This is a genomic window from Rhizobium sp. P44RR-XXIV (genome assembly GCF_001999485.2).
Classification (GTDB): Bacteria; Pseudomonadota; Alphaproteobacteria; order Rhizobiales; family Rhizobiaceae; genus Rhizobium.
Window position 1 is genome coordinate 1,388,905 of sequence record NZ_MPVZ02000029.1, and the last position, 21,219, is coordinate 1,410,123.

Sequence of the window (21,219 nt, forward strand, 5' to 3'; positions counted from 1 at the left end):
CTGTTATTTTTGCCTAGAGATTATTGTTCCGCCTTCTGGCTTCGTCGTCCGAGCAAAAGCGACGCCGTGACGAAGACCAGCGAGACCGCAAGCAGAATGGTGGAGATGGCATTGACCTCCGGCGTCACGCCAAGCCGCATCATGCCGTAGACATAAACGGGCAGCGTCGTGGACCCGGCTCCGGACACCATCAGGCTGATCAGGAAATCGTCGAGCGAAACGACGAAGGCCATCAAGGCGCCGGCCGAAATTGCCGGCATCAAGAGCGGCAGTGTCACGCGCCGGAACAGCTGCCACTCGCTGGCGTAGAGATCGCGCGCCGCCTCTTCCAGCGCGCCGCCCATATCGCGCAGGCGGGCCTGCACCGGCAGCAGCGCAAACGGGATGCAGAAGACGGTATGGGCGATGATGAGATTGACCAGCCCGTTATGCATGCCGACCATCGAGAAGAAGATCAGCGTCATGATCGCCACGATGATCTCCGGCACGATCAGCGGCAGCGCGATCATCGCCGTCACCGTCGCCCGTCCGAAGCGCAGCTTGCCGCGCTCTAGCGCCAGGGCTCCGGCCGTCGCGATCAGGGTCGAAGCGACCGTCGCGGCGATAGCAATGATAATGCTGTTGAACGCAGCGCGGCGGATATCGGTGTTGGCCGCAACATCGACGAACCAATGGAAGCTGAAACCACTCCACACCGTCACCAGCTGGTTGGCATTGAAGGAGTAGATCACCAGGATCGCCAGCGGCGCGTAGAAGAACAGCATGATCACAGCCGTGAAGGCCGAAAGGCCGGGCGTATGACGCCAATCGAAGGGTCGCGCGGTCTTCATGAGCGACCCTCCTCAGGCACCTTGCGGGCACGGGCAAGGAAGATCAGCAATACGCCCACCGTCACGACGATCGACAGTGCCGCCCCGAAGGGCCAGTTGCGCGAGGTGGTGAACTGCATCTGCACGAGACTGCCGATGAGAAGCTTCTTGCCGCCACCAAGCAGGTCCGGCGCGAGGAAAGAGCCGAGGGCAGGAGCGAACACGAGGCTGGCGCCAACCAGCGCACCGGGCTTGGCCAGAGGCCAGATCACGCGGCGGAAGACGGCATAACGATTGGCATAAAGATCATAGGCCACTTCGATCAGCCGGGGGTCGATGCGCTCCAGCGTCGAATAGACAGGCAGGATCATGAAGGGCAGGAACGTATAGACCAAGCCCAGCAGGATCGAGCCATCATTGTAGAGCAGTGGCAGCGGACCGTTGATCACACCCAACGACTTCAAAAGACCGTTCGCCAGTCCCTCGTCGCGCAGGATCAGCACCCAGCAATAGGTGCGGATCAGCGTGTTGATCCAGAACGGCAGCGTGACAAAGAACAGCAGGATTCGACGGCGCTCCGGCGCCCGGCAAACGATATACCAGGCGACAGGCAAGCCAAGCGCAAGACAGATGATCGTCGTTGCCGCCGCCAGATAGATGGAGCGCAGGATGATGATCACGTAGCTCCACGAGAACATCAGGCTGTCGTCGAAATCGCGCCGGAACAGGAACTGCACATAGGCATCGAAGGTCAGCGGCATGGTCACGCCGCCATAGGGATTGGCGGTCATGAAGGAATAGACGACGGCAATGCAGAGCGGCAGCACCATGAAGATGCCGATGACCAGGAAGGCCGGGGCGATAAGAGCCAGAGTGCGATTTTCGTTCACGAGATCGCCTCCACTCAATTCAGCAGGTGGCGTTCGACGCCACTTGGCCAATCGACGACGACGGATTGCCCGGCGGTCAGGGAAAGCTCGGCATCGCGGCAGCGGCTGCGCACCTTGCTGCCGCCGTCGAGCGTGACCTCATAGAGCGTATCGAGACCAAGGAAGGTGACTGACGCGATCGTGCCTCTGGCCCGCCCCTGCCCCGCATTCATGGCGGGAGAAACGGCAACCCGCTCGGGGCGCACCGCAATCATGATGGCGGGGTCGCGTCCGAGAACAGTGCCGGGAATGACATTGGACTCGCCGATGAAATCCGCCACGAAATGGCTTTGCGGATTATCGTAGATCTCCCTGGGCTCGCCCATCTGCAGGATGTTGCCTGCCGACATGACGGCGATGCGATCCGACATTGCCAATGCCTCTTCCTGATCGTGCGTGACCAGAATGAAGGTGATGCCGGTCTCGCGCTGCAGGCGCTTCAACTCCGATTGCATCTCCTTGCGGAGTTTCAGATCCAGCGCCGACAGCGGCTCATCGAGCAGCAGCACCTTCGGGCGCGGAGCAAGCGCCCTCGCGAGCGCGACGCGTTGTTGCTGACCGCCGGAGAGCTGACGAGGGCTGCGAGAGGCATAATTGTCGAGCCGCACCATGCTCAACGCGGCGCGCACCCGCTGATCGATATCGGCCTTCGGCACTTTGAGCATCTGCAGACCGAAGGCGACGTTCTCGGCAATCGTCATATGCGGGAAGAGCGCATAGCTCTGGAACACCGTGTTGACGGGCCGCTTCTGCGGCGGCAGCGAGGCTGCGTCGATATCGCCGATGCGGATCTTGCCCGTCGTCGGCGCCTCAAACCCGCCGATCAGACGCAGCAGCGTCGTCTTTCCGCAGCCCGAGGGGCCGAGCAGGGTGAAGAACTCATTGTCCTGGATTGTGAGATTAACCGTGTTCAAGGCGGTGACGAGACCGGCGCCCTTCGTGGAGAAGGACTTCGAGACACCCTCTATACCGATCATAGCCTGCACGTTTTAGCCCCTCAGGTTTTTTATAAATAACCATTTGGTGAATAGCTAACAGCGGCAAAATTCTCCTGTCAAGCGGCGCTGACCTAGCCAAACTTAAAAATCGCCAGCATCGGCGCCAGGAAATTGTGAACCGGTAGCGCATGATTTCTCATCATCTACTCTAAGGGCATGAAACGGCTCAATAATCTCAATAGTATGTTGATTTTATTTGTATTTATGAAATGAGATAATAAGAACTTCCCCTCCAGCAACGCTCTATTCAAGAACGTGGGGAGTGCCCGTCTCAGCAATTTTTCAACAGCGACAAGAGCCGGCCTCGGGAGCGAGGCAAAGGTCAAGCTCAGTCACTACATAACTATCTGGTTACTAATTACTCGAAAGAAGTTGAACCTTTGGAGAGCTCCGTCTCTTCGAATATTCAGCTGATGCATGCTCTTCGTGTTTGCAGCCGACATGACCGGAGCTTGCCGGACAGGAACTCCCGGCGCCGCCATTCCGGTCAACCGAAAGCCCTTGCATGCCGACCAAGACTGTGCCGGCACGTTTGCCCGCAACGAGGTGTCACATGACTAATAACACAACACTTTTTAATTAAACGGTTTTTGAATATCTTGCAACCGGAGCTTTGATGAGAGAACAGGCATGGCCACTTCAGCAGATCGCGACGGCGCAATGCCGGGCACCAATCTGGCGCAGACCCGCACGCTCAATCGCCGCGCGGTCTTCGATGCCGTGCGTCGTGGCGGACCAATCACGCGCACGGAACTGGCAAAGACGATTGGCCTTACCGTTCAGGCGATCTCCAACATTGCGTCGGAACTGGAAGTTGCCGGCTTGATTCGCCAGCAGGGCAAGCGTTTGGGACAGCGCGGACAACCCGCCGTCGAGCTGTCACTCGATCCGGCGGGCGGCTATACGATTGGCCTGTCTCTCGCCTATCGCCGGGTTTCCGGCGTCCTCGTCGACCTCACCGGCACGGTCGTCGCCAGCGAGGCGCAGGATCTGATCGAGCGCGAGCCCGCCTTGATCGCCCAGACACTCGGCACTCTGGTGAACCGGCTTGTCGAGACGTCGGGGATACAGCGGCAGAAGATCTGGGGCATCGGCTGCAGCGTTCCGGGGACAGTTGAGAACGGCACGTTCTGGTATGACAAGGTTCAGGAAGCCGACGAATGGACCAAATTTCCGCTGGCGGCAAAGCTTGAAGAACTGACCGGCGTGCGAACCTTCGTCGAAAACGACGCGACCGTGGCGGCCATCGGCGAACGCCTCTACGGCATTGGCCGCGTCGCCCGCAGCTTCTTCTACCTGCATTTCAATCTGGGCGTCGGTGGCGGCCTCGTTATGGACGGCCATCATTATCGCGGCGCTTTCGGGGGCGCCGGGGAAATCGGCCATATGATCGTCAAGCCCGGCGGCCGGCTTTGCCCTTGCGGCAGCCGCGGTTGCCTGGAGCAATATGTCTCGTTCTATTCGGCGGCTGAAACCATCTGCGGCCCGACGCGCACGCCGGACGAGGTGCCCGCCGAAGAGCTGGCCGCCTGTTTTCGCGCTGGCGACGCTCGATTGCTCGCCTGGCAACAGGAGCCGGCCAATATTTGAAGATCGCCATCCGCAACGTCGAAGCCATGCTCGACCCCGATACCGTCGTCATCGGCGGCGGCTGCCCTTGGAATTGCTGGACGGAATCATCGCTGCCGCAACGCCGCTGCTACCCACGATGACGCACCGGCACTCCAACAGCCATCCGCGCCTGATGCGGGCGGAACATGCCGCCGAACTGCCGGCGCTCGGCGCCGCCGCCCTGCCGATCGCCATCGTCATGCAGCCCGGCACGTCAGGCGCCTCCTGGCGCGCGACCATCAGCAAGACGCCCATGGCCGCCAATCCGGCGCTCGCCGCCCTGGGAATCGATTCTGCCTTGGAGTAAGGAAAGACGCTTTCAAGGCATTAATTATCAAACAGCGTTTGAATAATCTTGCATCAGAGGTCTTTGACCAGCTAGGGCCATAAAAGCGCAATGCATGTCCCGTTTTTCCCGCGTGAGACTGGAAGCTACGAACAACCATCAAGCCCATCTACGTAGCCGAGCAACCCGAGAAAGGCGGACTACCTCCCAGGCGGCTTGTCGTTGCTCCTGACCTTTTGAGCATCCAGCTGCCCATGTTCGAAAGTCTTGGCGGCATCGCTGCCGTCCGGATAGGGGTTGGCCGGTTGCGAGTCCGTCTTTCTGCCCGCATCTGCACCGCGTTCATAGGCAGTTTTGTCGCCTTTGTCGGAGCGAATTCTATTGCTTTTGGGTGTCTTTGAAGCACTCGAAACATGTGCTGCCGCCGACACCGGCTGACGCTTTGTCATGGTATGCTCCTTCGATTGTATGTTTTCAGGTGATCAGCTGTCCGCTTGATGGGAGCCTGATTGCGCCGGCTCTTCCGGCGCGTGACCGCAAGAAGCAGACGCCGCCTTTCGGTATTTGCACCAGGCCTATTTGTTCTCTGAGGCAAGCTCGCCGGGCTTGAAGCCTCTTTGCCCATTCCCGCGCGCAGGAATGGCTTCTGAACTCGTCTCGTCATCATCTTCGGAAGGCGAGGATATTGAATCGTCTGCATGATCCCTGGAGGGTGCCGAGGTGTGCTCATCGCTGCCTGACGTCAACTCTTCCTCGGCTTCGCGCCAATGGCGTTCGTGCTGACCTTCCGGCTCACCTTCCGCTTGCCAGCGGGCATAGGCAGCCTTCCTGATATCGTCCTCATTCATGTCTTTCTCCATCAATGCCACTGCTATCTCGAACTCTGGCAGCGAGCTTTTGTTCCGAGCGGGAGGTGATGGTTTGAGAAGGCAGCCTTGAGTTTAGCCTGTCCAGCGTAGCGGCCGTGTCGGAAATGCATTGGGCTAGCGATGAGCCGAGTGAAGGAGGTGGGGCGACTATTCGCTCACACGGCAACCGATGCCGTCATGCGCTGAACTTGAGGAGCGCATCCGAGACATTGCGAGGATCGTACGGCTTTGAAAAGAAAACGCTGCGCTCCGGCATCTGCGTCGCCTCGGGCTGTGTCATGCCGGAGGCGACGATGATCTCGATCGGCGGCCATCGCTCGCGCACCGCGGCCGCCAGTTTCAGGCCATCCATAGAGCCCGGCATGTGGATGTCGGTAAACAATATCCGTATGTCCGGAACACTCTCGAGGAGACGGATGGCTTCGTCCGCATTGCGAGCGGAAACGGCTTCGAAACCGGCACCCTCGACGATATCGATCGCCGTCATCAGTAGCAAAGGTTCGTCTTCGACGACGAGTACCTTCGGGTTCACCTGTGTCATGCAATCCCCCTGGGTCGCTACTAACCCCGAAAACATCATTTGGTTCCATCTAGATATAAAGAAGCCACCATTATTTCGAAACGTGAAATGTGGCGTCGATTCACTGTTGCGTGAAATCGAACGCAGCATTGACCCTCATCGCTTGTATGTGGAGTCGATTCTTGAGACCAGACAAATAGGCTCGACGGATACTCCTATGACGAGCTTTTTTCAAAATAGGCCTGGCTGAGGACGAGACTCTGATATGCCGGCACGAGGAAGCAGATACCGAGACGGCAGCGGAACTTCATTGCGAATACAGCGATGTAATCGGTGGCGGCTATTGCGCGGCGAAGACGCTCAAAATGAATTGCATCGGCCTGAAGGAAATGGGTTTTGAATCCGGGTTCAACGCCAGCCTGATGCTGTAAATTGCAAATGCGGGCACTTCTCTCCAGCTCGAATAGAGATCGCGAATCTGAAACGCGTGTGGAAACGTCCCATATACCTCGGAGGCACCCACCCGCTCGAATGCGAGTTGCGCCCTCGGGAGATGATAGTACTGGCTTACCAGCATGACGCGGGAAACCTGATGCTCCCGCATATAGTCGATCGCATTGCGAGCCGTTGCCAGCGTGTTGTCGCCCTTGTTGTCGACGATGATGCGATCGGCCGGAATGCCGCGTGCCAATAGATAGGTCTGCATCGCAGCTGCTTCATCGAGCCCCGGGCCGTCGATGCTTCCACTGACAAAAAGTTTTGCGCAATATCCCGTCTGATAGCAATTCACGGCGACATCCAGTCGAGACGCCAAGATCGGCTTCGGGGTCCCATCGCCGTAAAGCGCGTTGCCGAAGACCACCGCAATATCGGCCTTGTCATAGCGCATGGTAATGCCGCGCACACAGATGATGGCAGCCGCCGCGATCCACACGATGGCTACCGTCAAGACCGCGAACTTGAGGTAGCGAAATATAAGACGCACTCTTGCGGCAATCCTTCTGCAAATCCGACTTGGCAAGTCGGATTATCTCTCTGAATTCGACACCTATATCCCGCTATCGTAAACGCCAAGCTTACGATAGCCCGGGATTATTCCGACCGGGGCTGCGGCGGCTGCCGGCACCGATCTCGCCATTCAGGCAGTTGAAGGTCCGCGTGCAGTGGCAGCGCTCGACCGTGTCGAGGCATCGCCACAAGAATGGATGCTTTTTGACCAACCTATGAAAGGTTCTTCAGGTACAGCGAGAGCAGCTGTGTCTGGGAGGAAATGCCGAGCTTGCGGTAGACATTGCGCCGGTGAACCTTCACCGTACCCGTCGAGATATTGAGCTTGAGCCCGATCGATTCCGATGAATGCCCCTGCAATACCAGCTCGACGATAGCAGTCTCGCGGCTCGTCAGGTTGAGGTCCCGCCAGACGGCATCCGCAGGCGGAATATTTCCGGTCTGGCCCGGCTTGCGCCTGCTCCTGCCGCCGGCCGCCAATTGCGCATCGAAGCGCGGCGCAAGGCCGGACCAATAATGCCTCACCATGTCAGTCACGAGTGGCTCGACTTTCCTGAGCGTCATGAATTCGGCCGGCGGAAAAATACCGGTCGTTTCGCGCCGCATCAGCGACAGCACGATCGTGACATCTTCACCGGCATTCACAAAGAAGCCGATCTCCTCGGCAAGACCGGTCTGGACATAGTAAGTGCGGTAATATTCGCTGGAAAAGAAGCGGTCCGGCGCCAGTTCCCGCATCCTGAGCACGCCTTCGCGGCGCTCGCGCGCCGTATGATAGAAGGGGTCGAGCAGATAGGGGCCGGCCTGATAGAGCGTCACGAAGACGATATGCTCTTCAGGGTCGAAGGTGCTGTAAAGATCGATCGGCCGCTCCTTGCCGCGATAGGCGAAGACGACGACATAGTCGAAGCGCACCAGCGCCGCCATCATTTGACGAAAGGTCTCTCCGAACTCGGTATCCGCCATCGCCGGTCTGCCGATCGTGGCGCTGAAGGCAGCAAAAAGGCCCTCAAGGTCGGTGCTCATCTGACGGATCCCCTCTGCCGCCCTGCGCAATACAGCGCAATTTCCATATACACCTCCCACGAAGCATTTTGCACGGAAATACCTCTTTCGGGGTATATACCTTACAGGAAGCTCAGGCTTACTCTTTCGCTAACGACGGTGGCATTAGAGCAGTAAAGACTGCCAATTCCAGACCAACCGCAGGGAACAGACGTGGCATCCGCTTCGACGAACGATATCGAATTCCGTTCGGTCACCAAGGCCTATGGCGCCGTGACCGCCGTGACGGACATCAACCTCAATGTGCCCAAGGGCGCCTTCCTGGCGCTGCTCGGTCCATCAGGCTGCGGCAAGACGACATGCTTGCGCATGATCGGCGGCTTCGAGCAGCCGAGCGAAGGCACGGTGCTGATCGACGGGCGCGAGATGAATGGCGTTCCGGCCTTCCGCCGTCCCGTCAACATGGTGTTCCAGCATTACGCGCTGTTTCCGCATTTCAACGTCGAGCAGAACGTCGCCTATGGGCTGAAGCAGATGCGCCCGAAGATCAGGTCCGCGGAGATCGGCCGCCGCGTTGCCGAGGCACTGGAGATGGTCCGACTCGGCGGCTTTGCCAAACGGCGGATCCACGAGATGTCGGGCGGGCAGCAGCAGCGCGTGGCGCTGGCGCGCGCCATCGTCAATCGCCCCTCCGTTCTTCTGCTCGATGAGCCGCTGGCCGCGCTCGACAAGAAGCTGCGCTCGGCCATGCAGATCGAGCTGCAGACGCTACAGCGCGAGCTCGGCATCACCTTCGTCCTCGTCACGCATGACCAGGAAGAGGCGCTCTCGATGGCCGATATCGTCTGCGTCATGAGCGCCGGCCGCATCCGCCAGCTTGGGACGCCGCAGGAAGTCTACGATCGGCCGGCCGATCTCTTCGTTGCTGATTTCGTCGGCAAGACCAACCGGATTGCCGCGACGATGGAAGCGGACGGCACGACGCTTCGCCTCGCGGATGGCTCCGCGATTGCGGCCGGCAAACCCCTCTCTCCCGGCGCAGCAATTGCGGCCCTTCGGCCGGAAGCAATTCACCTGACCCGCACCCGGACGACGACGGGCACATCCTTCAAGGGGACGGTTACGCATCGCATCTTCCTCGGCTCATCGGCGGAATATGCCGTCAGCGTTCCGGGGTTAGGCGATTTCCTGATCACGGCCGATCGCCGCAGCATGAGCGACAGCGATCTCGTGGCGCCGGGCGAGGAGGTTTTCCTCGGCTTCGACCCCAAAGCCATACATGTCTTTCCAGCATCGAATGCATAAGCCAAAACAAGGGAACAGCATCATGAGCAAGGATTACAAGGACAATCTCCCCATCTCCGCCGAAGGCTTCATGGATGAATTCATGCGCCTGAAACGCGGCTCCGTCAGCCGCCGCCACTTCCTGAACATCACCGGCCTTGGCCTTGCGGCGGCGGTTCTGGCGCGCTTCCCGGGTGCGCTTTCGACACCGGCCTATGCCGCCGGTGAGCTCGGCACGCAGATGTCGATCGCGACCTGGCCAAACTATCACGACCCCGCCACTTTCGAGAATTTCAAGGCCGCAACCGGTGTCGCCGTTGAGGTCAACGTCTTCGGCTCGAACGAGGAAATGCTCGCGAAATTGCAGGCAGGCGCGTCCGGCTGGTCGCTCTTCGTGCCGACGAATTACACGATTTCGACCCATCACAAGCTTGGCCTCATCGACGAACTCGATCTTTCGAAGATCCCCAACTTCAGCCAGGCGACCGAAAGCCCGCGCTTTACCAAGGAAGGGCAGATCGACGGCAAGACCTATGCCGTGCCGAAGAACTGGGGAACGACCGGCTTCTCCGTGAACACCAACAAGCTCAAGACCAAGCTTTCAAGCTGGAAGGACTTCTTCGAGATTGCCCAGACCGAAGCCGATGGCCGCGCCATGGTGCATGACTATCAGTTGACCACCATCGGCAGCGCGCTCGTTTCCCTCGGCTACGACTTCAATTCGATCAAGCCGGAAGAACTCGCCAAGGCCGAAGAGCTGCTCATCAAGGTCAAGCCGCATCTCTTCGCCATCAACTCCGACTATCAGCCATCGATGCGTTCGACCGACGCGTGGCTGACCATGTGCTGGACCAATGACGGCGCACAGCTGAACCGCGATATGCCCGAACTTGCCTATGTGCTCGGCAAGGATGGCGGCGAGATCTGGACCGACTATTACGCGATCCCGAAGGATGCCCCGAACAAGGCGGCGGGCTACGCTCTGCTCAACTACCTCATGGACCCGAAGAATGCCGTGAAGGAGCACATCGCCAACGGTGCGCCGACGACCGACAGCCGTGTCATCGCGCTGCTGCCGAAGGAGATCACCTCGAACAAGATCGTCTATCCCGACGAAGCCGCGCTGACGCCGCTGGAATTCGGTGCCGCGGCGACGCTCACCGATCCGAACCGCGCCGAACTGATGGCACGTTTCAAATCGGCCTGATCGCCTTCGCCCAACTCCGGTCCCTGCCGCCTTGGTGGCAAGGGACCGGCCTCGCCTTCCGAACCGGCGGATAAAGAACCTCTCGATGCCCCTAACCTCTGCCACCAAACGGCGCCTCGTCACTGCTGCCCTTGTCGGCCCGGCAAGTATCTGGCTGTTCGTCTTCCTGGTGCTGCCCTTCATCGCCATCATCGTCTTTGCCTTCGGCGAGCGTGCCCCGGAAGGCGGATATCAGGCGGCATTTACCTTTGAGCAATTCGCCAATCTCGGCGCTCGGGCGACAGCCTTCGTCAATACACTGATCCTGGCGCCGATCGGTGCTGCTGCCTGTCTGCTGGTTGCCTATCCAGTCGCCTATTACCTCGCCGTCAAGGCAAGTCCGCAACGCCGGCTGCTGCTGGTTTCGCTTGTTGTCGTTCCCTTCTGGACCAGTCTCCTCGTGCGCACATACGCCTGGATGTATCTGCTCGGCGCACGTGGCATTCCGCACCTGCTCGAATTCGTCGGCATCGAAAACGTCAGGCTCATCAACACACCCGGCGCGGTGCTGCTCGGTATCGTCTATGGCTACCTGCCGCTGATGATCATGCCGATCTATGTCAGCCTCGAAAAGCTCGACCGACGGCTGCTGGAAGCGTCTGCCGATCTCGGCGCCAAGCCTATCTCGACCTTCTTCGGCATTACGCTGCCGCTATCATTGCCGGGTGTCATGACCGGTGTTGCCCTGGTCACCATCCTGCTGCTCGGCGAATACCTCATTCCGCAGCTTCTCGGCGGCGGCAAGGTGTTCTTCATCGGCAATGCGCTGGTCGATCTCTTCCTGCAATCGCGCAACTGGCCGTTCGGATCGGCGATCGCCGTCACCCTCGTTGCCGTCGTCGTCATCGTCTTGCTTGTCGCCATGCGCATCGCCTGGCGCGTTGCCGGCACCCGCCAGGTGGATCTCGTCTGATGCGCGCGCTCGTCACTTTCGTCTATCTGTTTCTCTATACGCCGATCGCGCTCGTCGTGCTGTTTTCCTTCAATGCGGGCCGCAATGCGAGCGAGTTCACCGGCTTCTCGACGCAATGGTATGGGCGAGCGCTATCCAACACCTTCCTGATGGAAGCCCTGCGCAACAGCCTGATGATCGCCTTCACCAGTGCGGCGCTGGCGGCGATCTTCGGCACGATGGCGGCAATCGGCATGGAACGGCTCGGCGCCCGCACCCGCGCCATTTTCGACGGGCTCTTTGCCGCCGCGATCGTCGAGCCGGGCGTCGTCATCGGCATCGCGACGCTGGTAGCGCTGGTCGAGGTTTTCGGCGTCATCAATCCGCTGATCGCGGCCGTTTGGCCCGGCGACCAGCCGCCAAAATTCGCGCTCGGCTATGGCTCGATCATCGCGGCACATGGTCTCTTTACGATGGCGCTGGTGACGATGATCGTGAAGGCGCGCATCGCCGGCCTCGGACGCGACATCGTCGAGGCATCCAGCGATCTCTATGCCACGCCGATGACGACGTTCCGGCAGATCGTCCTGCCACAGATCATGCCGTCTATCCTCGCCGGCTTCCTGCTCGCCTTCACCTTTTCCTTCGACGATTTCATCATCGCCTTCTTCGTCGCCGGATCGAACACGACACTGCCGATCTATGTGTTCGCCTCCATTCGCCGTGGCGTGACACCGGAAATCAATGCGATCGCGACGATGGTGCTGATCGCCTCACTCATCCTCATTTTCATCGCGCGCTTCCTGATGCGCGAAAAGACAACGACAAACTGACCGGGGAAACATCATGATACTCAAGGACCGGGTCGCAATCGTCACCGGAGCCGGCTCGGCATCGGTCGCGCCGGCGCGCTCATCATGGCGCGCGAAGGCGCGCATGTGGTTGTCGCCGACATTGATTTGGCCAATGCCGAGGAAACGGTGAGCCAGATTGCGGCTGCCGGCGGCAGCAGCGAAGCCCTCGCGGTCGACGTGACCGACGACACCGCGCTCGAAGCGGGAATTGCCGCGATTGCCGCCCGTCACGGCCGCATCGATATCCTGCACAATCATGCGGGATCGCAGGTGGCGGGCAGTCTCGAAGACGTGGCGGTCGCAGGCTTCGACACCTCCTGGAGCCTGAACGTCCGCGCTCATTTCATGGCATCCCGCTTCGTCATGCCGGTCATGAAGAAGGCGGGTAAAGGGGTCATTCTCAACACCTCGTCTTCATCGGGTGTGCTCTATGACCGCGAAATGATCGCCTATACGACGAGCAAACATGCTGTCATCGCCATGACCAGGCAGATGGCAGGCGATTACGCCCGGTTCGGTGTTCGCGTCAACGCGCTCTGCCCCGGCTGGGTCGACACGCCGTTCAACGCCCCGTTCATCGCGCAGATGGGTGGCCGTGGCGCCATCGAAAGCTATATTGCCGAGAAAGTGCCGCTCGGACGATGGGCCGACGTTTCGGAAATTGCCGAGCCGATCCTCTTCCTCGTCTCGGACCGATCCTCCTACATGACGGGCCAGATTCTCGTCGTTGATGGCGGCGAAACGGTCGTCTAGGCGACGCCGCAATCGATCCGCTGAAATAAAGCCAAGGCGCTTTCCATGGCTGGTGAACGGCTGCGATAGCACAAGCCATCCAATCCAACAGACGCATAGGTAGGACTACCCATACCGCGACCCACCTCACGACAATCAAAGCCATCACGAGCGACTTTCGGCTCGATCGGAACCTTGTCGCTGTGCAAGCCGATCTTAAGGCAGCACGACCTATTGAATGCCATTGCCCCGGCCAGAAGCTGACTTTGCTGATCGGCGGCTGCCTCTGCGAAAGACGCGCAAGTGCGCCCTATATGGTTCATCATCGCGCTGATGCTCGCAGGCATATTGGAATGGAGCCGCCACGCCCTACCTTCCTATTAATTGTTGGAGGAAATGGGATGACGGTTACCTATCATGTGGGCAAGCATGACGGCGGATACGCATATCGGCTTGGCGATGTTTGGTCGGAGACATTTCCGAACCACGACAGTGCACTCGCTGCAGCAAAGTCTGCCGCGCAGCGGCAGCATGTCGAGGGGCGCGATGCCGAGATATCGTACCAGCTTCCCGATGGGCATTGGCAGACGGAACATGTCGGCGGAGGAGATCGTCCCGATACCGAAGTGATCGACGACGAAAAGGACCGGCATCACAGATAGTCTGACAGCGCTGCGCCGCGGAGAGGAACGGGAACATGAGAACGATTAACTACTCGATCCTACAGAGGGTCTAGCCGACACGCAAAACAGTCAGGCTCCGGCCCTCGACCCGCAAGCCTTGTTCGCTAGCCGCTCCGTCTGTCGTGGCTGCCGAATCTGATGTCGTGAGTTCCACGATCCAGCGTCTGTCCTCCGGGAGATTGAAGCTGGTCTCTTCTTCCCGCGGATTGAACAGAAGCAATACGTCGTCCCATCCCTCCTCGAAGGGCTGCTCGCGCGACAAACGCAGGGCTATGGTCGTGCTCTCATCCTCTTTCCAGCGTTCTTCCGTCTGCTCGCCGCCATCGGGATTGAGCCAGACGACGCTCAGGCCATCGCGCCAGCTCTCCCGTCTGAAAATGGAATGGTCCTGGCGCAGTGCGATCAGGCGCCTGGTGAATGCCTGCAAGGCTTCCGTGCTCTTATAAGGATGCTGCCAATTAAGCCAGCTTAGTTCCGTATCCTGGCAATAGCCGTTATTGTTGCCCATCTGGCTGCGGCCAAATTCATCGCCGGCAAGCAGCATCGGCGTCCCATGCGACAGGAACAGGGTCGCCAGGAGATTCCTCCTCTGCCGATCCCGCGTCCGGATGATGCCCTCATCATCGGTCGGACCCTCGGCCCCGTAGTTGAAACTGCGGTTGTCGTTGTGGCCGTCCTCGCCGCCTTCACCGTTCGCCTCATTATGCTTGTCGTTGTAGGAGACGAGGTCGTTGAGCGTAAACCCGTCATGGGCCGTGATGAAGTTGACGCTCGCCCATGGCCTGCGCCCGCGCAGGTCATAGACATCTCCCGAGCCCAGAACCCGCGCCGCGAAATCTCCCGTCGTGCCAGGCGTGCCTTTCCAATAGTCGCGCACCGTATCGCGATACTTGTCATTCCATTCCGCCCAGCCCGGCGGAAAGCCGCCGACTTGATAGCCACCGGGGCCGATGTCCCAGGGTTCGCCGATGAGCTTGACCTTGGAAAGCACCGGATCCTGGCCCACTGCATCGAAAAAGCCGCTGCGCTGATCAAAGCCGTTCGGCTCGCGGCCGAGAATGGTGCCGAGATCGAAGCGGAAGCCGTCGACATGCATTTCCTCAGCCCAGTAGCGAAGCGAATCCGTCACCAGTTGCAACACGCGCGGATGCGACGTGTTGATGGTGTTACCCGTGCCGGTATCGTTGATGTAGTAGCGAGGCTCTTCCGGCATGGTTCGATAGTATGAGAAATTGTCGATGCCCTTGAACGACAAGGTCGGACCGAGTTCGTTGCCCTCCGCCGTGTGGTTATAGACGACGTCGAGGATCACCTCGATGCCGGCGTCGTGGAAGGCGCGCACCATCTCTCGGAAACCCGAAAGCCCCTTCGGCCCGTAATAGCGCGAGGCCGGTGCGAAAAAGGCAAGCGAGTTGTAGCCCCAATAATTGCGCAGGCCTTTGTCCAACAGATGGCTGTCATCGGGAAAGAAGTGGATCGGCAACAGCTCGATCGAGGTGATGCCAAGGCTTTTGATGTAGTCGACGATCGCTCTCTGGCCAAGCCCGTCGAACGTCCCGCGCAGTTCCTCGGGAATTGCCGGATGAAGCATCGTCATTCCCTTGACGTGGGCTTCATAGAAGATTGTCTGCGACCACGGCACGGACGGCTTTTGGCCCAGCGACTGCTCTCCCCCACCAAGATCGATGACGCGGCATTTCGGCATCTGGGCAGCACTATCGGTCTCGTCGAAGGAGAGATCCTTCTGGTCGTCATCCAGTCTGTAGCCGAACTGCGCCTGCGACCACGCGATATCGCCGATCAGTTCGCGAGCGTAGGGATCGATGAGCAGCTTGTTCGGATTGAAGCGGTGCCCCTTCTCCGGGTCGAACGGCCCGTGGATACGGTAGCCGTACAAGGCACCAGGTTTTAATCCTGGGATATAACCGTGCCAGATCTCGTTGGTATATTCGGGCAACTCGATCCGCTCGATTTCCCGGCTACCTGTCTCATCAAAGAGGCAGAGTTCGACTCCCTCGGCAAAGGCACTGAAGAGCGCGAAATTGACACCATGTCCATCATAATTGGCCCCGAGGCGCGTGAAATCACCTGGCTCGATCGAATGCCGCTTTGCCTCGTCTGTCATGGAATCCTCATCGTTGATGCGCACCAGAAACACGATATGGCGAGCTTTGTTCCCTCAGATCGGGAGACTTCTGTCGACTGCGCGCCTGCCCCTCAGTTGCGGCCGATGAGGAGCACGACAGGGCCAGCGCGTCTGTCTGCACGTAGCCGGTCAGATCCGCCGATGGGAGGCCGACGAGGTGTGAACTCGAACCATCCAGTCACTTTTTTGAAACTTTCATATTGGCCCGGAACCGCGCCCGTCCGTCGACGTTAGAGGCGATAACGGAGGAATATGATGACGGATGAAAGAATGGCTTGGATCAACGCGCGCGCCTATGACCTGTGGCAGCACGCGGGGCGACCTCAGGGCAAGGACCATGAGCATTGGCTGCAGGCTGTCGCGGAACGCGATTTGATGGAACAGACGCGGGCATCCCATGACGGCGCCGAAATCTTGGCGCGCAACCAGGCCGATGCGCGGGAAACGAACCGACGCCATCGAGTGCTGATCGTCGAGGACGAGCCAATTCTGCGTCTTGACGCTATCGATATCCTCAAGGGGGCCGGTTTCGACACACTTGAAGCAACCAATGCCGATGAAGCCCTGGTGCTCTTTAAGCAAAACCGGATTGATACCCTCTACACGGATATCAACATGTCGGGATCGATGGATGGTCTCGGCCTTGCCAGGAGAGTTTTGTCTCTGTGGCCGAAGACCAGGATCATCATCGTATCGGGGTTTGTGCGGATGGCCCGTTCGGACCTTGCCCGGGGGATGGCCTTCGTCGCAAAACCTGTTTCGGCGGCAACGCTCGTGAGACTCGTATCGGCACGCGGAACGGCAGATGCGTCTCCATAATGGGAGGTGTGACCAGCTAAATTATTCAAATTTTTCACTCAAAGCGATCTTGATCGCCACTATTCGATTTGGATTGAGGGCGCTGCACGGCAACGACTTGCCGTGCAAGCCGACTTGGATCCGGAGCCGAAACGCAAAAACGCCCGCGTCATGAGCGGGCGTTGAGCAATCAGGAAGATTAAATGCTATGCAATTAACGCGCAAGCGATGCGCGGGCGACGGTGCGGATATCAGCCCGGTCGATGCCAAGGTCTTCCAGCTCGCGGCTGGACATGCGACCAAGTTCGTTAACGGTCTGACGGAACCGGCGCCAGTTGTTGAAAGAGCGTGCTACGTTCATGATAATCCCCTTTCTGAGGGCTATGACGTCAGCAACCTTGCTTGGTTCCGGCGTCGTTTCGATGATTGAGATATAGCCATTTCAATCGATTTAAAACAGAGACAATCCATCATTCCACCCATGCATTGAGTGCATGGGTTCTCGTGGATCAGAAAGAGGTGATCGTTTTTTAGGCTTTGGGTGACCGACGCTACCGATCCACCTTGAGACTGGTGTTCGAGGCGGTTGCTCGCCAAAGTCCGGCTCAATGCCCAGATTTCCGGTGAATGCCGAAACTACAGAAACATGGCGTATTGTTGATCATGAAGCTTACGAGCTATAAGGTCGTCGGGCGAGCTAGATGGCCGTCGAAGATTAAGAGGAAGTGTTATGCCTACAGGGACCGTAAAGTTTTTCAATGAAGACAAGGGTTTTGGCTTCATTACCCCCGAGAACGGGGGAGCGGATGTGTTCGTTCATGTGTCTGCCTTGCAGCGGGGCGGTTCGCTCAGAGAAGGTGAAAAGGTCAGCTACGAATTGGGCCAGGATCGCAAGACCGGCAAGTCGAAGGCCGAAAACGTCAGCGTACTCTGATCGTATCGGTTAGACGAATGTCTACGGATTAGCCTGATTCAATATAAGAAATTGGGCCGGGCTAAACCAATCCCATGTATCATGGGATTGGGACCGTGGGCGTCGGCGCAGCCGACGATTGACTTATTTGCGCTGGCGGAGCTCCAGCGAGCCTCAATCCGAGAGCACATAGTGGTCGTCTGAAACCTTTTGGTAGATTGCCTCGGGGGCTACATGTCCGACCGGCTTCAGCGGAGATCCTGACGGATCGGCAACAACCGCATTGACCCGCCTTCTCGCCGGATCCGGATTCGGCACAGCCGACAACAGCGCACGTGTATAGGCGTGACTGGGATTGCCGAAGACATCGGCGCGCGTGCCGATCTCGACGATCCGGCCCATGCACATGACCGCCACCCGATGGCTCATTCGTTCCACCACCGCCATATCATGCGAGATGAACAGATAGGAGAGGCCGAACTCCTGTTGAAGCTCGATCATCAGGTTGACCACCTGCGCCTGGATGGAGACGTCAAGCGCCGAGACGGGCTCGTCGGCAACGATGATCTTCGGCGAGAGCGTCAAGGCTCGCGCGATACATAGGCGCTGGCGCTGACCGCCGGAGAATTCATGTGGGTAGCGGTCGAGATGGTCGGCTGACAGACCGACTCTTTCCAACAGATTCACCACCCTGTCACGCAACGCCGTGCCCATTTCGACGCGGTGGACGATCAGCGGCTCGGCCACCTGGTCGAATGCCGTCAAGCGCGGATCGAGAGCCGCATAGGGATCCTGAAAAACGATCTGCATGTCGCGCCGGCGCGCCTGCAGCCTTGGGCCCGAAAGAGAAAGAAGATCTTCTCCGGCAAGCTCGACATTACCGGATGTCGGCTCAATCAGACGCAGGATGGACCGGCCGGTCGTCGATTTACCGCAGCCGGACTCGCCGACCAGAGCCAGCGTTTCGCCCTCATGCAGGTCGAACGAGACATTCTCGACGGCGTGAATATTGGCGACGTGCCGCTGAAGTACCCCCTTTCGGACCGGAAAACGGGTCACCAGATCGCGTACGCGCAGAAGCGGCTGTTTCTCCGCTTTGGTTCCTTCCTGGCCCACCGGTAAATCCGGCGTCTCGTCGCCAAAGGCGCGGGGTCCGGTAAAGGCGGCCATCGAGCCAAGTTTTGGAACAGCATTCAGCAGTTGGCGTGTGTAGGCTTCCGTCGGTGCTGCAAACAAATCAGCCGTGAGGTTCTCCTCGACCTTGCGCCCGTGGCGCATGACGACGACCCGATCGGCAATTTCGGCGACGACGCCCATGTCATGGGTAATGAACAGCAGCGACATTCCGTCCTGCCGGGCGAGCTCCTTCAACAGATCGAGGATCTGCGCCTGGATGGTCACGTCCAGCGCCGTCGTCGGTTCATCAGCAATCAGAAGCCGCGGCGAACAGGCAAGCGCCATGGCAATGACGACGCGCTGACGCATGCCACCCGATAGCTCATGCGGAAATTGCCGGAAGCGGGTCTCGGCCTCCGGGATGCGGACGCGTTTCAACAGTTCGAGCGCGCGCGCTGTGGCGTCCTTGCCATTGACCTTCCTGTGATGCCTGACGACTTCGGCGATCTGTTCGCCGATGGTGAAAACGGGGTTCAGGCTGGTCATCGGCTCCTGGAAGATCATGGCGATCTCGTCGCCGCGTATCCCCTCAAGCTCTGCCTCGGGCAGGGTCGCAAGATTGCCGATGCTCCCGTCACGCCTTGAGAATTTGAGAGCGCCGTGCTCGATACGGCCACTGTTGAAGGTGGTGAGGCCGAGGATCGCCATCGCGGTCACTGACTTCCCTGATCCGGACTCCCCCACGACGGCAACACACTCGCCCGCTTCGATACCAAACGAAAGATCGTCGACCGCAATGAGCTTGCCATTGTCAGTCTGAAAGCTGACGCGGAGATTTTCGACGGAAAGAAGCGGTGCCGTAGCCATCGTGGGCCTCAAATGAACGAATGGGAGGAGGCCACCGGGTTGCGGAACAACCCGGTGGCCTAATGCGATCAATTGGTGGCGATTGAGACTGCGCCGGCGCGGAAATCGAGGACATAGGGAATATGTCCCGGCAGCGGCTTCCAGTCGATCTTCCGGTTCATGCCGTAGGATTCATAGGGCCGATAGAGCGGGATGAACGGCGCTTCGTCCTTCACATGCTCCATCATTTCGGCATAGGCTTTCTTGCGCTCGTTGACGTCAGTGGAATAGCGGAACCGCTCCCACATGGCGTCATAGGCTGGCGTCGACGACCACGATGCTTCCGTACCCGCGCCCTTCGGAGCCCACATCGTGCCGAAGGACCCGGCCGGATCGGCAAAATACATCGGGTTCGACCAGTTGCGCGCATCCAGGTCGGCATCGGCGGCGGTCCATTTCGGCGTGACGTTGATGTTCATCGGAACACCGACGGCTGCCCACATTTCCTTGATCGCCTGCGCCGCCAAAAGCCCGTTGGTGTAGTAGGTGGCGTCGGTATCGTAGCGCACGGGTGAGCCGTCATAACCGGCTTCCTTCAGGAGCTTCTTTGCCTTTTCCGGATTGTATTCGAATGTTTTCAGCTCCGGCATGTAAAGCGCGCCATACTGCGGATAGGTGTGGGTGCTGGGAACGACGGCCTTGCCGAGCCACAGCGACTCGTTGAGCAGGTCGCGGTCGATCGCCAGGCTCAGCGCCTCGCGGATCCGCTTGTCCTTCAGCACGCCATTCTTCGTGTTGAAGATGACGACGTGGAAGAGCGGCGTGACGGCGCCTTCGATCTTGAGCTGCGGATTGGAGGCGATTGCGTCGAGCTGGTCCGGCGGTACGTTGGTGATGAGATCGACTTCACCATTGGCAAGCGCCGTGGTGCGCGCGGCCATTTCCGGGATACGACGGATGGAGACCGTTTCAAACGGCGCCTTCTCACCGAAGAAGCCGTCGAAGCGCGTGTAGGTGAGGCTTTCATTCGGCGTGTATTGGGTAATCCTGTAGGGGCCGGTGCCGATCGGCTTCAGCGCGAAAGCGTCGAAGTCGGACTTCTCAAGCTCATTCGGATCGCCCGAAAGGCTCATAATGTACTTCTTCGGAACGATCGATCCTTCCGAGGTGTTGAGGAGCGTCTCGAAGAGCGGTTCCGGCTTCTCCGTCGTGAAACGGACGGTGCTCTCGTCAATGGCTTCGGCCTTGACGAAATTGGCGAAAAACTGGCGATGGATGCCGGCAAACTCCGGCGTCATATCCTTGAGCAGACGCTCGAAGGTGAAGACGACATCGTCGACCGTCAGCGGATCGCCATTCTGAAACTTGACGTCGTTGCGGATCTTGACTTCGAATACGGTCGGCGAGATCTGCTTCCACGAAGCTGCAATCCCCGGCTTGAAGGCTGCCTCCGGCTTGGAATAATCCTTCTCGATCAGCGGATCGAAGGCGTTGTAGTACATTTGCGAACCCGTATTGCTGAAGTCCTTGCCGGGATCCAGGAATGGCGGAAGGTTCTGAACGCCGACCCGCAGATCGGCGGCCATGGCCGAGGTGGAGAGCAGCAGCGCCGCAGTCAGCGCGAGCGTTGTTTTCGATGTCATGACGTGTCCCTCTTGAGAGCAAGGTTTCCCC

At 59.1% G+C, this 21,219-nt stretch carries 21 protein-coding genes and 1 pseudogene; 10 read left to right on the forward strand and 12 right to left on the reverse strand.

What is annotated here, in order from left to right:
• Positions 1–20: 20 nt before the first annotated feature.
• Genes BSK43_RS32390 through BSK43_RS32400 form a run of 3 tightly spaced genes read right to left on the reverse strand, consistent with a single transcriptional unit; the run spans position 21 to position 2,715 of the window.
• Positions 21–830, reverse strand: a complete 810-nt coding sequence (locus BSK43_RS32390) for an ABC transporter permease (RefSeq protein ID WP_068396205.1) — start codon at positions 828–830, stop codon at positions 21–23.
• Positions 827–1,699 carry an ABC transporter permease gene (locus BSK43_RS32395; RefSeq protein ID WP_077467576.1) on the reverse strand — a complete coding sequence of 291 codons (873 nt, stop codon included), beginning with the start codon at positions 1,697–1,699 and terminating at the stop codon, positions 827–829. Before BSK43_RS32395 ends, BSK43_RS32390 begins: the two co-directional genes overlap by 4 nt.
• Positions 1,700–1,713: 14 nt before the next feature.
• Positions 1,714–2,715, reverse strand: a complete 1,002-nt coding sequence (locus tag BSK43_RS32400; protein ID WP_136687484.1) for an ABC transporter ATP-binding protein — start codon at positions 2,713–2,715, stop codon at positions 1,714–1,716.
• A 651-nt stretch (positions 2,716–3,366) separates the two neighbouring features.
• Between BSK43_RS32400 and BSK43_RS32405 the strand changes: the two genes are divergently transcribed.
• Both BSK43_RS32405 and BSK43_RS32410 read left to right on the forward strand, forming a co-directional pair.
• A complete protein-coding gene (locus BSK43_RS32405; protein WP_077467578.1) occupies positions 3,367–4,326 on the forward strand; it encodes an ROK family transcriptional regulator in 960 nt (319 codons plus the stop codon).
• 73 nt (positions 4,327–4,399) lie between these two features.
• Positions 4,400–4,654, forward strand: coding sequence for a hypothetical protein (locus BSK43_RS32410; RefSeq protein WP_136687413.1), 255 nt, complete (start codon positions 4,400–4,402; stop codon positions 4,652–4,654).
• A gap of 179 nt (positions 4,655–4,833) precedes the next feature.
• On the opposite strand, the gene BSK43_RS32415 is transcribed toward BSK43_RS32410, so the two are convergent.
• The 5 genes from BSK43_RS32415 to BSK43_RS32435 form a co-directional block, all read right to left on the reverse strand.
• Positions 4,834–5,082, reverse strand: coding sequence for a hypothetical protein (locus tag BSK43_RS32415; RefSeq protein WP_077467580.1), 249 nt, complete (start codon positions 5,080–5,082; stop codon positions 4,834–4,836).
• A gap of 126 nt (positions 5,083–5,208) precedes the next feature.
• On the reverse strand, positions 5,209–5,481 hold the full coding sequence (locus BSK43_RS32420) for a DUF2934 domain-containing protein (RefSeq protein ID WP_077467581.1): 273 nt from the start codon (positions 5,479–5,481) through the stop codon (positions 5,209–5,211).
• Positions 5,482–5,677: 196 nt separating this feature from the next.
• The gene (locus BSK43_RS32425; protein ID WP_136687486.1) at positions 5,678–6,034 is read right to left on the reverse strand and encodes a response regulator; all 357 of its coding nucleotides are present in this window, start codon (positions 6,032–6,034) and stop codon (positions 5,678–5,680) included.
• A 328-nt stretch (positions 6,035–6,362) separates the two neighbouring features.
• Positions 6,363–7,007, reverse strand: a complete 645-nt coding sequence (locus tag BSK43_RS32430; RefSeq protein WP_205910681.1) for a YdcF family protein — start codon at positions 7,005–7,007, stop codon at positions 6,363–6,365.
• Positions 7,008–7,243: 236 nt separating this feature from the next.
• The gene (locus BSK43_RS32435; protein ID WP_077467583.1) at positions 7,244–8,056 is read right to left on the reverse strand and encodes a helix-turn-helix transcriptional regulator; all 813 of its coding nucleotides are present in this window, start codon (positions 8,054–8,056) and stop codon (positions 7,244–7,246) included.
• A 192-nt stretch (positions 8,057–8,248) separates the two neighbouring features.
• On the opposite strand from BSK43_RS32435, the gene BSK43_RS32440 reads away from it, so the two are divergent.
• The 6 genes and pseudogenes from BSK43_RS32440 (at position 8,249) to BSK43_RS32465 (ending at position 13,705) form a co-directional block, all read left to right on the forward strand.
• A complete protein-coding gene (locus BSK43_RS32440; RefSeq protein ID WP_077467584.1) occupies positions 8,249–9,340 on the forward strand; it encodes an ABC transporter ATP-binding protein in 1,092 nt (363 codons plus the stop codon).
• 22 nt (positions 9,341–9,362) lie between these two features.
• Positions 9,363–10,526 carry a spermidine/putrescine ABC transporter substrate-binding protein gene (locus BSK43_RS32445; RefSeq protein ID WP_077467585.1) on the forward strand — a complete coding sequence of 388 codons (1,164 nt, stop codon included), beginning with the start codon at positions 9,363–9,365 and terminating at the stop codon, positions 10,524–10,526.
• A gap of 85 nt (positions 10,527–10,611) precedes the next feature.
• On the forward strand, positions 10,612–11,478 hold the full coding sequence (locus BSK43_RS32450) for an ABC transporter permease (RefSeq protein WP_068396186.1): 867 nt from the start codon (positions 10,612–10,614) through the stop codon (positions 11,476–11,478).
• Complete coding sequence (locus BSK43_RS32455; protein ID WP_136687415.1) at positions 11,478–12,290, forward strand: ABC transporter permease; 813 nt, start codon at positions 11,478–11,480, stop codon at positions 12,288–12,290. Before BSK43_RS32450 ends, BSK43_RS32455 begins: the two co-directional genes overlap by 1 nt.
• 13 nt (positions 12,291–12,303) lie before the next feature.
• Positions 12,304–13,064, forward strand: a pseudogene (locus tag BSK43_RS32460) (SDR family oxidoreductase).
• Between the two features lie 380 nt (positions 13,065–13,444).
• Positions 13,445–13,705 carry a DUF2188 domain-containing protein gene (locus BSK43_RS32465; protein WP_068396179.1) on the forward strand — a complete coding sequence of 87 codons (261 nt, stop codon included), beginning with the start codon at positions 13,445–13,447 and terminating at the stop codon, positions 13,703–13,705.
• A 70-nt stretch (positions 13,706–13,775) separates the two neighbouring features.
• Here BSK43_RS32465 and glgX read toward each other — a convergent pair whose 3' ends face one another.
• Positions 13,776–15,851, reverse strand: coding sequence for a glycogen debranching protein GlgX (gene glgX, locus BSK43_RS32470; RefSeq protein ID WP_077467700.1), 2,076 nt, complete (start codon positions 15,849–15,851; stop codon positions 13,776–13,778).
• 273 nt (positions 15,852–16,124) lie between these two features.
• Between glgX and BSK43_RS32475 the strand changes: the two genes are divergently transcribed.
• On the forward strand, positions 16,125–16,691 hold the full coding sequence (locus BSK43_RS32475) for a response regulator (RefSeq protein ID WP_244510075.1): 567 nt from the start codon (positions 16,125–16,127) through the stop codon (positions 16,689–16,691).
• 193 nt (positions 16,692–16,884) lie between these two features.
• On the opposite strand, the gene BSK43_RS32480 is transcribed toward BSK43_RS32475, so the two are convergent.
• On the reverse strand, positions 16,885–17,031 hold the full coding sequence (locus tag BSK43_RS32480) for a DUF1127 domain-containing protein (RefSeq protein WP_077467589.1): 147 nt from the start codon (positions 17,029–17,031) through the stop codon (positions 16,885–16,887).
• A 369-nt stretch (positions 17,032–17,400) separates the two neighbouring features.
• On the opposite strand from BSK43_RS32480, the gene BSK43_RS32485 reads away from it, so the two are divergent.
• Positions 17,401–17,604 (forward strand): cold-shock protein, encoded by a 204-nt coding sequence (locus BSK43_RS32485; protein ID WP_068396169.1) that lies wholly within the window; start codon positions 17,401–17,403, stop codon positions 17,602–17,604.
• Positions 17,605–17,757: 153 nt separating this feature from the next.
• Here the strand turns inward: BSK43_RS32485 and BSK43_RS32490 are convergent, their stop codons facing one another.
• Together BSK43_RS32490 and BSK43_RS32495 are read right to left on the reverse strand one after the other, a co-directional pair.
• Positions 17,758–19,566 carry an ABC transporter ATP-binding protein gene (locus BSK43_RS32490; protein WP_077467590.1) on the reverse strand — a complete coding sequence of 603 codons (1,809 nt, stop codon included), beginning with the start codon at positions 19,564–19,566 and terminating at the stop codon, positions 17,758–17,760.
• Positions 19,567–19,634: 68 nt separating this feature from the next.
• Positions 19,635–21,188 (reverse strand): ABC transporter substrate-binding protein, encoded by a 1,554-nt coding sequence (locus BSK43_RS32495; RefSeq protein WP_077467591.1) that lies wholly within the window; start codon positions 21,186–21,188, stop codon positions 19,635–19,637.
• Positions 21,189–21,219: the final 31 nt, after the last annotated feature.

Excerpts from the sequence above, each read along its gene's own strand:
- BSK43_RS32390 (WP_068396205.1), bottom strand. The coding sequence starts at position 830 with ATGAAGACCGCGCGACCCTTCGATTGGCGTCATACGCCCGGCCTTTCG.
- BSK43_RS32400 (WP_136687484.1), bottom strand. The coding sequence starts at position 2,715 with ATGATCGGTATAGAGGGTGTCTCGAAGTCCTTCTCCACGAAGGGCGCC.
- BSK43_RS32405 (WP_077467578.1), top strand. The coding sequence starts at position 3,367 with ATGGCCACTTCAGCAGATCGCGACGGCGCAATGCCGGGCACCAATCTG.
- BSK43_RS32415 (WP_077467580.1), bottom strand. The coding sequence starts at position 5,082 with ATGACAAAGCGTCAGCCGGTGTCGGCGGCAGCACATGTTTCGAGTGCT.
- BSK43_RS32420 (WP_077467581.1), bottom strand. The coding sequence starts at position 5,481 with ATGAATGAGGACGATATCAGGAAGGCTGCCTATGCCCGCTGGCAAGCG.
- BSK43_RS32435 (WP_077467583.1), bottom strand. The coding sequence starts at position 8,056 with ATGAGCACCGACCTTGAGGGCCTTTTTGCTGCCTTCAGCGCCACGATC.
- BSK43_RS32445 (WP_077467585.1), top strand. The coding sequence starts at position 9,363 with ATGAGCAAGGATTACAAGGACAATCTCCCCATCTCCGCCGAAGGCTTC.
- BSK43_RS32450 (WP_068396186.1), top strand. The coding sequence starts at position 10,612 with ATGCCCCTAACCTCTGCCACCAAACGGCGCCTCGTCACTGCTGCCCTT.
- BSK43_RS32455 (WP_136687415.1), top strand. The coding sequence starts at position 11,478 with ATGCGCGCGCTCGTCACTTTCGTCTATCTGTTTCTCTATACGCCGATC.
- BSK43_RS32465 (WP_068396179.1), top strand. The coding sequence starts at position 13,445 with ATGACGGTTACCTATCATGTGGGCAAGCATGACGGCGGATACGCATAT.
- glgX (WP_077467700.1), bottom strand. The coding sequence starts at position 15,851 with ATGACAGACGAGGCAAAGCGGCATTCGATCGAGCCAGGTGATTTCACG.
- BSK43_RS32475 (WP_244510075.1), top strand. The coding sequence starts at position 16,125 with ATGATGACGGATGAAAGAATGGCTTGGATCAACGCGCGCGCCTATGAC.
- BSK43_RS32480 (WP_077467589.1), bottom strand. The coding sequence starts at position 17,031 with ATGAACGTAGCACGCTCTTTCAACAACTGGCGCCGGTTCCGTCAGACC.
- BSK43_RS32485 (WP_068396169.1), top strand. The coding sequence starts at position 17,401 with ATGCCTACAGGGACCGTAAAGTTTTTCAATGAAGACAAGGGTTTTGGC.
- BSK43_RS32490 (WP_077467590.1), bottom strand. The coding sequence starts at position 19,566 with ATGGCTACGGCACCGCTTCTTTCCGTCGAAAATCTCCGCGTCAGCTTT.
- BSK43_RS32495 (WP_077467591.1), bottom strand. The coding sequence starts at position 21,188 with ATGACATCGAAAACAACGCTCGCGCTGACTGCGGCGCTGCTGCTCTCC.